At 58.7% G+C, this 5487-nt stretch carries 1 protein-coding gene and 4 pseudogenes; 1 reads left to right on the top strand and 4 read right to left on the bottom strand.

The window, feature by feature from the left end; translation table 11 throughout:
- Positions 1 to 252: 252 nt before the first annotated feature.
- Both FV233_RS27940 and FV233_RS31435 read right to left on the bottom strand, forming a co-directional pair.
- Positions 253 to 1971 (bottom strand): autotransporter domain-containing protein, encoded by a 1719-nt coding sequence (locus tag FV233_RS27940; RefSeq protein ID WP_246690113.1) that lies wholly within the window; start codon positions 1969 to 1971, stop codon positions 253 to 255.
- Positions 1972 to 2691: 720 nt separating this feature from the next.
- Positions 2692 to 2808 (bottom strand): annotated as a pseudogene (locus FV233_RS31435) (IS5/IS1182 family transposase); the annotation flags it as partial.
- Between the two features lie 346 nt (positions 2809 to 3154).
- Here FV233_RS31435 and FV233_RS27935 point away from each other — a divergent pair.
- Positions 3155 to 4254, top strand: a pseudogene (locus tag FV233_RS27935) (IS5 family transposase).
- Positions 4255 to 4450: 196 nt separating this feature from the next.
- Here FV233_RS27935 and FV233_RS27930 read toward each other — a convergent pair.
- Positions 4451 to 5271, bottom strand: a pseudogene (locus FV233_RS27930) (IS5 family transposase).
- 104 nt (positions 5272 to 5375) lie between these two features.
- Positions 5376 to 5487, bottom strand: a pseudogene (locus tag FV233_RS27925) (IS630 family transposase); the annotation flags it as partial.

Genomic DNA, 5487 nt, shown 5'->3' with positions numbered 1-5487 from the left:
GAGTTGTAGTTCCTGGCGTAAAGCCTACAAGCATGGCTGCATGAGAGCCGTAAGTAAAATATGACGGCGCGTTGGCTCGATGCAGCGCTCCGACCGACTTCAATGCGGGCGAGTTGGCATCAAAAAATGTATCAAATCGATATGACTAACCTAATCGGCCGGATTGATATTGAAAACTTTACTAGGCAGATTGAGCCTGGCGAACCGGGTGATGACTATCGCAATCGGCCGCCAGACTCATTTAGTGTCAGATCAGTATTTCGCTATAACAGGAGAAGGAACGCGAGCGATAATTGGATCGAACGAGAACCGGTAGTTCACCCCCACTCGCACAAGGTCCCCTGTATGGGTTGCGTCGAAAGCTATGTTCTGCGGTTGGAAGGCTGACCGCCTATCGCCAAGATCGTAGTGGAGGTACTCAGCTTTCGCAGACCAATGATCACTCAGGGCATATTCAAAACCGGCGCCAGCTGCCCAGCCGACTAGCGAAGCACGACTGGTGCTCGCACCAAGCGTTGTATACGTTAGCAGGGGCAATCCAACGATATTATTTTGTCTGAACCCATCTGAGACGTCACCAAATGCAACGCCGCCCTTTGCATAGAACAGTGTGCGATCCCACGCGTATCCAACCCTTCCTGTTACAAAAGCGAGGAGATCGACTCCGGTTTCACAGGAGTAGTAAACCGCATTTGGGCATGAGCGGCCGCCGCGAGCATTTGTCCAATTGCCGTCGCCTTCTACGCCAATAACAATTCGACCCATCTGATAATTGACGGCAATCTGACCTCCTGCGATCGCGCCGGCTGCGAGAGGGTTGGTGCTCCGCCGGTTTGATAATGAGAATGGATAGATTGGTGTCGACGTCGGAACAAAGAAGGCCTGAGGGAAAGTCGGAACTGCTGGGTTGCCGACAGTCGGAAAGACCTGTCTTGTATGTTCCCAATTTGCGCCCGCGGACGCACCGACACTCAGCCCGCTCCAAATGACCGGACCAGTTGCAGGTTGAAGCAAACCAGGGGCGTCTTTGCTAATAATGGCCTGCGCAACGGTTTCTGGGGTAAATGAATAGCGAAAGCCGCCGCTAATTCCGTACCCTTGCACATGATCGCCTATGCGGTAATCACCGCGAACGTATCCCTGCCAACCGGTGTTTGTTATCTGTCCAGCCAAGCCTATAGCAACTTGGCCAAATGTGCCGATGCGCTTCGTCGTGATAGCACTAACGGTATCGCCCGGCCTCTGTTGCCCAGTCCCGAGATAGCCTGTGGAATTGCCCAGTTCACTGAAGGATATCGTTCGAATATCCCCAGCAAACTCGTGATAAATGCTGGCAGTGACAAAGGGCTGAAGTACATAGCCCTCTACGACAAAATTCCTGCCTACTCGGATGCTGGCACGACTCAGAATACTGTCAAAATCCTGGGTTTTTGAAGTAAATGGAGCAAACCTTGAAGCAGCTCCGGGGACCTGACTGTAGAGCGTGTCTACACTTCCAAAGCCGCTGAAGGAGTTTAATCCCACTTGAGTGTATACGACGCCAGCAGACGGCTCGACAAACCAATTATCGGGTAACTGATATTGCTGTCCTAAGTTACCAATTAATGTAAATGCTTGCGCATTGACTGGCTGATTGCTGAGGCCAAATGTTCTATTTGAGCCCTGCCCCTGAAAGAAATCCCATCTTGCCTGAAAATCAGCAAATGCCGTTCCTTTGGTTACTACTCCATAGATACCGACGAAAGGCACCTGAAAGTCTGCTCGTATATCGCCGCCTGAATTGTTGTTCGTTGAATTGGCGGTACGAGAGCCTCCGGACGTTTCTACGTAACCGGCGGTCGCTCCAAAATGAATGTTGAAATCTCCAACGTTCAGGCGCGAAAAATCGCCCCCTACCTGGAACCCGCCGTAACTCTGCGACGTTCGATTATTGCATGCACCGCTGCGGGATTCGCCCGTGCTTGGTTTCACGGTTGTATAAGATCCGTCAGTTCGAGTAATTACACTTCCACCGATAGCGCGGGTCCACAATCCGCCACCGTTTAGGTCGGCAGTCGGATTTGAAGGCGCCCCAACTAATGCGCTACCTTGTGTGAGGAACGCCACGCTAGACGTATTAATGGTTCCAAGAAAGCTGTCGACCGAAGATGCGACCGCCGAGGAACCCACACCAGGCTGATTTCTTCTCCCCTCATTAGTAAAACTATCACTCGCTTCGCAGCCCGCCCAAGCGAAGCCCGCCAATAAGCAGTTGAGCGCGACACCTCCTAGGAGGACACGCCCGACTTTTGCAAGGCGAGGGCGCGATCCAAGCGTCGCTTGTCCCATCCGTGCAGCTTCCATCTCGAGAACCCAAAATTCTGTGTGGAAATGCCCCCCATCTTACGAGGGGGCCTTGAGCTCAATCTAATCAGAAGGAGGTCAGCAGCGAAGCACGAATCTTGATCGCCGGGACGTTGTTTAAGCCGTGTGGCCAGCGCGACACACCTGGGGTGAGCTGCTTAATTGATATTCCGGATCGATAAATAAGAGGATCGACGACTGAATGTCAGCTATAGATGCTTTATATGCGGGCTTATTAAGCCTTTGGTGGAGCTGACGATAGCACTGAAGCCGTTACTCACTGCTAAGGAGCTAGCAGCACAAGCGTCGAAAGATGGCCATCCATGCGAAGGCGCGCTCGAACACTCACTTTCGCGGTGACAGTACGAAGCCACGCGTGGTTCCGGGCAGCTTTACGACTTCCAAGACGATGCCGTGATTAGCCGCGCTAGACGCCCGCTCGCCGGTGTAGCCCTGTTCGACATAGGTCCCGCCCCACTATCGCCGGCCACCTTCTGTCCGGCGTATACTCGCGCGGCAGCGGCGGTACAGTTGTCGGCATTGGCTGAGGTAACGTACAGCACCAGCTCTTACCGAGCGTATCGACCACCGCGTGCAGCTTCGAGCCACGGTTGCGCTTGCGGCCATTCCAGGCGGCACGTTCGCCATTTTGGGCTTCGAACGCAGGATGCAGTCGCCGAGCACCATGGCTGATGATGATTCTACCCCGGGTTAACGGAACCCTGTGATACGCTCGGACACCTCGAAATACCCCCTTCCGTGCAGGGCGGTGTCGTGATTCCCTGATGCTGTCGGCGTTGGGGAGGCTTGGATGGGTCAGCCAGGGTTCTTCGATCTGGCTGAGCGCTATCAGCGTCTGTCGGAGAACGGCGACCCGCTGGTGAAGCTCGCGGCCTTGATCGACTTCGAGGCTTTCCGCCCGAAGTTGGCCACCGCACTGAAGCGGTCCGATGGGTCGAAGGGGGCCCGCCCTACGACCCGGTCCTGATGTTCAAGATCTTGGTCCTTCAGACACTCTACACGCTCTCGGACGACGCCACTGAGTTCCAGATCCGGGATCGGCTCTCGTTCATGCGCTTCCTCGGTCTCGGCTTCGAGGATGGCGTGCCCGACGCCAAGACGGTGTGGCTGTTCCGGGAGCACCTGACCCGGGCCGGCGCGATCGACGAACTGTTTGCAGCTTTCGACGCCTGGTTGAAGGGCAAGGGTTACCTCGCGATGTCGGGCCAGATCATCGATGCCTCGATCATCGCGGCTCCGCGTCAGCGCAACACCGATGCGGAGAAGGCGGCTCTCAGGGAGGGCAAGATCCCTGACGCGTGGGCGGCCAAACCGAAGAAGCTGGCGCGAGATGAGATCGCGATGCCCGCTGGACCCTGAAGCGGGCCAAGGCGCGGCCCGCAAAGGCGGACGGCACCAAGGCCAAGGTCGAGATCGCCGTTCCGATGTTCGGCTACAAGACCCACGTCTCGATCGACCGCAAGCACGGGTTCGTCCGCCGCTTCACCGTGACCAGCGCGGCCGCCCACGACGGGGCACAACTAGCCAACGTCCTTGACGCGACCAACACGGCGAGCGACGTATGGGCCGACACCGCCTACCGCTCGAAGACTAACGAAGCGCATCTTGCCAAGAATGGCCGGCGCTCGAAGGTCCACTTCCGGCGGCAGCCCGGCCTCGATCTGACGCCGGCGCAGCGAAAGGCCAACCGCGCCCGCTCCAAGGTCCGCTCAGCCGTCGATCCTTCGACAGGCTCAGGATGAGGCGGTGTTCGCCGGGCAGAAGCACCGCTTCGGCCTGTTCGTGCGCACGATCGGTTTGGCCCGAGCCCGGACCAAGATCGGGCTCGCCAATCTCGCCTACAACCTCAAGCGCTTCCTTTGGATCGAAACCCGGCCGGTGGCGGCCTGAGGGACGCTCGGGATAGCCCCCTGAGCTCGTTCACGACCACCGCCAGATTACCAGAACGCCAGTCCAATCACGCCAAAGCTGCGGGTGGCGTCAAATCGACGGCTAAACCCCGCAATTACAGGGTTCTTCGAGGTGTCCGCTCGTTATGGGCGGGGAAGGTGTTTGTGATCCTCCCCCCACCTTCACGGACACAGGTTTAGAGTGCCTGATAGAACCGTCTAATCTGGTTGAGCGTGACGAGGCTGGCCGCGAGGCTCGTGAAGGCCTCGTAGATGTCTGCGCGTCGCTCGTAGCGGATGGGCAATCGACGGAATCGGTTGAACCAGGCGTGGGTGCCCTCATCCTGAGCTTGTCGAAGGATCCACGACCCAACGGTAACGACCGAGCTTCTCGCTGCTCTCGATGCCCCTACGTGCGATGTGCGGGACGATCCCCCGCGCCCGGCACTCCTGGCGGCGGGGTCTGGCATCGTAGCCTTGTCAGCGTGCAGCTTGTCCGGACGGCGTCGCGGTCGTCCGCGCCGACCGCTCCGCACAGACGGGATGGCATCGAGGGTGGCCGCCATCATGACGGTGTCGTGCCGGTTGGCCCCGCTGAGGCAGAAACCGATGGTTCGACAAGCTCACCATGAGGGGCGTGCCGCGCGCGTCGGTGACGAGATGGCGCTTCGTGCCCGGCTTGCCCCGGTCCGTCGGGTTCGGGCCGGTGGCAGCCCCCCCCTTTTTGGCCGGGACAGACGCGCTGTCCAGGCAAGCCCGGCTCCAGTCGATCTCACCCGCCGCGTGCAGGCGGTCCAGCGACACGTGATGCAGGCAGCTCCAAACGCCCACCGCCTGCCAATCCCGCAGCCGTCGCCAGCAACTCCTGCCGGAGCCGCAGCCCATCTTCGCCGGCAGCATTTCCCACGGGCAGCCCCGAGCGCAGCACGAACAGGATGCCCGTGAGTGCGGCCCGGCTCTCAATTGGACGACGCCCGCCCTTCGGACGCGGCCGAGGCGGCGGGAGGAGCGGCGCGATCTCATCCTAGAGATCATCGGGGAGAAGCGGTCTGGCCATGCCAAACCAACGCTGAAAACCCAGCTCGGTGCCGTTCTATTAGGCGCTCTTAGAGCTGTTCCCACTTATGTAGCGACGGCCAAGTCGTCCTCGTATCCGGCGGCGGTGATGCAGTTGCGGCATTCGTCTGGGGTGAAGCGGGTGAAGGCCTCGCGGATAGCAGCCCAGAGGTCGGGC

Origin of the sequence: Methylobacterium sp. WL7, assembly GCF_008040085.1 — a bacterium.
GTDB lineage: Bacteria > Pseudomonadota > Alphaproteobacteria > Rhizobiales > Beijerinckiaceae > Methylobacterium > Methylobacterium mesophilicum.
This window is presented reverse-complemented; position numbering and strand designations above follow the sequence as displayed.